This window comes from Aeromicrobium sp., assembly GCF_049586495.1.
GTDB lineage: Bacteria > Actinomycetota > Actinomycetes > Propionibacteriales > Nocardioidaceae > Aeromicrobium.
This window is the reverse complement of the sequence record NZ_JBAVCB010000113.1, coordinates 1-4,605: the sequence shown is the minus strand read 5'-3', so window position 1 is coordinate 4,605 and position 4,605 is coordinate 1. Positions and strand designations below refer to the sequence as shown.

Genomic DNA, 4,605 nt, shown 5'->3' with positions numbered 1-4,605 from the left:
CGACCATCTCGCGGACTGCGTCGCCCGCGAACCCTGAACTCAGCCTTGACATCTGTTTCCTCGGGATCGGCGTGGCGTGTCGCCACCATGGGTCGTCCGTCTTTAACATCAGCACCATGGCCCCCTCACGTCGCAGGTCCCGGTCGCCGAAGCTGGTGGCAGCAACCACGCTCCTCACTCTGGCCGCCGTGGTGGCATCCGCGGCGCTGACGACTTCTGCTGTCCCCGCTCTGGCTGGCGCCACGGTGCTGGCCGTTCTGGCTGGCATGGCGGCAGCGATGCTGATGTTCGCCGAGATCGTCGTGATCCGTCGCATGTGGGCGTTCGATCGCGCCCAGAGCGCCGATCGCTATCGCGCCGACACGATGCTTCGGCACGACTCGCACATGACCTTCGTGCTCGGCATGGGTTCGCGCCTCGCCTGGCGCGAGCAGCAGATGGGACTCATGCAGGACGCGCTGCTGACCTCCGAGATCGACACCGCCCTCGCGCGCGAGAAGCTGTCGGCCGAGAAGGGTCGCGTGGCGGCACTGCAGGAGGACAACGCCGCTGCCGCCACCGATCTTGCCTCTGCCCGCGCCGATCTGCTGGCTGCACAGGACGCCTTGGCCGCCAGCGAATCTGCCGGAATGGCCGCTCGTGCCGAGATCATCGCGTGGGAAGAGACCGCCGAGAGCGCGGCCGAGCAGATTCATCAACGGCACCTCGCCTGACCGTTCGGTCCCGCGGTGGCCATCCGGTCACGCGCGCTGAGATGCCGTGGGGGATAATGGTCCTCGACACTCCACCGACGTCGTGGGGGTGCAGATGAGAGGGGAAACATGGCCGCCATGAAGCCACGGACCGGAGACGGACCGATGGAGGTCACCAAAGAAGGTCGCTGCATCGTCATGCGTGTCCCCCTCGAGGGCGGTGGGCGACTTGTCGTGGAGTTGAACAAGGAAGAAGCTTCGTCGCTGGGCGACGCGCTCAAAGCGGTCTGATGTTCGGCCTGACCGTTCGATGGTCATTGGCCGAGGCGCCCAAGGGCACCCTCAAGGCCCTGCGCACGTACGTGGAGGACGAGTCCTTCCAGAAGTTCGCAGGACTTGACGGTCTCCGGTTCAAGACGTGGCGTGCGGTCAAGCACCACTGGTTCGAAGGCACCTATGTCTTTGTCAGCGACGAGGCCCGCCGGGCCTTCCAGGACGACTTCGAACAGAAGGCGGCCACGTCAGCTGGTTCGAAGATCATCGGATCTGCTCCGATGACGATCGAGGCGTGCGAGATCATCGGTGTCGTGCGTGGCCCGGCGGGCTTCCGGTCGGCAGCCAACTTCGAGCGTGCCCGCCCCGACGACGACTGAGCCGAGGCCGCTGTGCGGCCGAGCGCGAAGGAGCGTCAGCGCAGCGGACGCGTTGCGCCGAAGGCGCCCGTCCGTGAGGCGTTGGTGCAGCGGTCGCCAGCGTCAGGTGATGCGCTGGACCGCGAGCAGCCCATCGCCAACCGGGAGCAGCACTGCTCGCAGGTCTTCATCGCGCGTGACCTGCCCGATGACCTCGCGGATCGCGGTTGTCTCCGGGTCGCGCTGGGAAGGATCGGCGACCCGGTCGTGCCACAGAGCGTTGTCGAACACGATGATGCCCCCGGGACGCACCAGGCGGATGGCCTGTTCGAGGTACTCGCCGTACTCGACCTTCTCGCCGTCGAGGAAGGCCATGTCGTAGCCGGAGTCGGTCATGCGCGGCATGACGTCCAGGCCTGCGCCGGCAATGAGGCGGAAGCGTTGCGGCTTGAAGCCGGCTGATGCGAACATCTCGCGGGCGTGGCGTTGGTGCTCGGCTTCCAGATCGACCGAGGTGAGCACTCCATCGGGCAGCATGCCCCGCAACAGCCACAGACCGGAGACGCCGGTGCCGGTGCCGATCTCGACGATTGATCGGGCGCCGAGGGTTCCGGCCAGGAAGGACAGCGTGGCGCCGCCAGCCGCGCCGATGGGGGTGACCCCGACCTCGGCAGCGCGCTGACGAGCCGCCGCGAGGTGGTCGTCCTCGTGGGCGAACTCCTCGACGTAGGCCAAGCTCTCGGCGGTGGTGATGATCGACTCCTCAGAAGTGACGTTGGGGCACAGGATATCGGTGCGCTTGCGGGATGTCGGGGAACCGTCAGCGTGTTCTGGGCGTTCTCTCAGGAGACAGGAACACGATGGGTCCATGAAGGTTGACGTGAACGTGCCACCGGCGGGCGAGCCAGACGTGCAGAACTGGCATGCCATCGTCGAGGAGCACTCGCCGCGTGTGTACCGGCTCGCGTACCGCCTGACCGGCAATCAGCACGATGCCGAGGACCTGACCCAGGACGTCTTCGTGCGCGTTTTTCGTTCGCTCGATCGCTACGAACCGGGTAACTTCCCTGGCTGGCTGCACCGCATCACCACCAACCTGTTCCTCGACCGAGTGCGGCGATCGTCGCGCGTTCGCATGGACCGTTTCGGTGAGGGCGGCGAGGACCGGATCACCAGTACCGAGATCGAGCCCGAGCTCGCGGTGCACGACGCCAACTTCGACCCCGACATCGAGGCGGCTCTCTCTCTGCTGTCCGAGGACTTCCGGGTGGCCGTGGTGCTGTGTGACGTCGAAGGATTGTCGTACGAGGAAATTGCCGACGTGCTCGGCATCAAGATCGGCACGGTGCGCTCCCGCATCCACCGCGGCCGCACGCAGCTGCGCGAGGCGCTGGTGCACCGTGCGCCCCGTCGCGGCCGCACCCGGTTCATCGGACCGATCGGGGTCTGATGGCTCATCTGGGATCGGACGTGGCCGCCTTCGTGGACGGGCAGCTGACGCCCGCCGCGATGCGTGCAGCCGATGTCCATCTTCAGGGCTGCGACGGTTGCGATCGCGCCGTACGCCAGCAGCGACTGATGAAGTCCCGCATGGGCACGGTCTCGTCGCCGCAGCTGCCGGCATCGCTGTTCGCCTCCTTGACCGATCTGGCCGACACGCCGCCGCGGGAGACCTGGTGGGAGCGCGTGCTGGGCTCAGTCCCGGCCCGTGCTGGCCTGGTGCTGGCAGGCGCCTCGATGGCGGTGTCGGCCATGGCCTATGCCGTCGGTGGGAGCGCCGCAGGGGTCGGCGACCGTGTCGCCCCGCCGTTCGACGAGTACGCGGCAGAGTTCTTTGGAGCCACCTCCCGAGTCGCTGCAGCCTCGGTGAGCCAGGACGCGGTGGAGCAGCTCACCCGCGACGGATGGCCGTGCCATCCCCGTCTCGCCGGTGATCTCGAGCGCACCTGGGCGGGATATGCGCATGGGGCCGACACGATCGCGCTGACGTACAGCAACGGCACCACTCGGATGAAGCTCTATGAACAGAACGGATGGCTTGATCCGGCCGCCCTCGCCGGGTTCGACCGAACCGGATGGGACACGTCAGCGGTCTGGGTGCGGCCCGGCGACCCGACGGTGGTCACCTGGGACGAAGGTGGTGTGGTGTTCACCATGGTCACCGACGCCGATTCTCACCGCATCCGCCGGGCCGTCTCTCAGCTGCCGACCGACGACGGGCCGATGGGGCCCCTGACCCGGGTCGGCCACGGCCTCGACCGCATGACGTCCTGGGTCTCGGCCGCCTGATGTCAAGAATTCGGAAACTCAGGTCGCTTCTGAGTCGAAGGGTGGCTTTTCACCCGGTCGCAGGATGCGAGTCTCCTTGACCGGTGACGGCTTGGTCGAGTCGTCGAACATGCTGCGTCGCACCACTTCGCGCGGGTCGAGGTCCCGCAGATTGACGTCCTTGAGGTCGTGCCCGATCTCTCGACCGAAGTCGTCCTTCGCGTTGTCGGCCATGCGCCGCAGGGTGCGGACGAAGCCGCCAGCCTGCTTGGCCAGATCGGGCAGCTTGTCTGGGCCGAAGACGAGCAACGCCACCACGATGATGACGCCGATCTCGGCAGCGCCCATGCCGAACATGGGTCGCCTACAACCGACCGACGGGGGCGAGCCCAAGCTGCATGCCAGCGAGTCCGCGGGAGCGGCCACCGAGCTGGTCGGCTGCGGCGCGCAGCACCGTGGCCGAGGGGGAGTCTGGATCGGTCTCGACGATCGGCTCGCCACTGTCTCCGCCGGCGCGGACCTGCTCCTCCAGCGGAACCTGGCCGAGCACCGCAATGTCGTAGCCGAGTCGCTTGCTCAGCGTCGCGGCGACCTGTGCGGCACCACCGGCCCCGAAGATCTCCAGGCGATCACCATTCGGCAATTGCAGGTAGGACATGTTCTCGATGACTCCCACGACCCGCTGATGCATCATCGAGGCCATGGTGCCGGCGCGTTCGGCCACCTGGGCGGCCGCGGCCTGCGGCGTCGTGACGACGATGACCTCGGCGTTGGGGAGGTGCTGGCCCAGGCTGATGGCCATGTCGCCGGTGCCGGGCGGCAGGTCCAGGAGCAGCGCGTCGAGATCGCCCCAGTAGACGTCGCTGAGCATCTGCACGAGCGCGCGGTCGAGCATCGGACCGCGCCACGCGACGACCTGGTCGCGCTGCGGCTTGAGCATGCCGATGCTGATGACCTTGAGCTCGGCACCGGAGGCCAAGGTGACCGGCACCGGCATGATCAGGTCCTCGACC

Annotated in this window: 8 protein-coding genes; 5 read left to right on the top strand and 3 right to left on the bottom strand. The window is 67.3% G+C overall.

The features are described 5' to 3' along the window. Nucleotides 1–116: 116 nt before the first annotated feature. From WB508_RS06190 to WB508_RS06180, 3 genes are all read left to right on the top strand, one after another. Nucleotides 117–713: a hypothetical protein gene (locus WB508_RS06190; protein ID WP_423844010.1), complete on the top strand. Its 597-nt coding sequence runs from the start codon at nt 117–119 to the stop codon at nt 711–713. A gap of 108 nt (nt 714–821) precedes the next feature. Continuing rightward, a complete protein-coding gene (locus WB508_RS06185) occupies nt 822–983 on the top strand; it encodes a DUF3117 domain-containing protein (protein ID WP_423844009.1) in 162 nt (53 codons plus the stop codon). Then, the gene (locus WB508_RS06180) at nt 983–1,345 is read left to right on the top strand and encodes a hypothetical protein (protein WP_423844008.1); all 363 of its coding nucleotides are present in this window, start codon (nt 983–985) and stop codon (nt 1,343–1,345) included. Before WB508_RS06185 ends, WB508_RS06180 begins: the two co-directional genes overlap by 1 nt. A gap of 102 nt (nt 1,346–1,447) precedes the next feature. On the opposite strand, the gene WB508_RS06175 is transcribed toward WB508_RS06180, so the two are convergent. Beyond that, nucleotides 1,448–2,194, bottom strand: a complete 747-nt coding sequence (locus WB508_RS06175) for an O-methyltransferase (RefSeq protein ID WP_423844007.1) — start codon at nt 2,192–2,194, stop codon at nt 1,448–1,450. Here WB508_RS06175 and sigE point away from each other — a divergent pair. Both sigE and WB508_RS06165 read left to right on the top strand, forming a co-directional pair. Beyond that, nucleotides 2,193–2,774 (top strand): RNA polymerase sigma factor SigE, encoded by a 582-nt coding sequence (sigE, locus tag WB508_RS06170; RefSeq protein WP_423844006.1) that lies wholly within the window; start codon nt 2,193–2,195, stop codon nt 2,772–2,774. The two genes, WB508_RS06175 and sigE, sit on opposite strands and share 2 nt — an antisense overlap. A gap of 20 nt (nt 2,775–2,794) precedes the next feature. Further along, nucleotides 2,795–3,613, top strand: coding sequence for a hypothetical protein (locus tag WB508_RS06165; RefSeq protein WP_423844005.1), 819 nt, complete (start codon nt 2,795–2,797; stop codon nt 3,611–3,613). Nucleotides 3,614–3,631: 18 nt separating this feature from the next. Here the strand turns inward: WB508_RS06165 and WB508_RS06160 are convergent, their stop codons facing one another. Next, entirely contained in the window at nt 3,632–3,949 is a 318-nt protein-coding gene (locus WB508_RS06160) for a sec-independent translocase (RefSeq protein WP_423844004.1), read from the bottom strand. 7 nt (nt 3,950–3,956) lie between these two features. Further along, nucleotides 3,957–4,605 (bottom strand): P-loop NTPase (locus WB508_RS06155; RefSeq protein WP_423844003.1); only part of this gene is annotated, 649 nt, incomplete at its 5' end.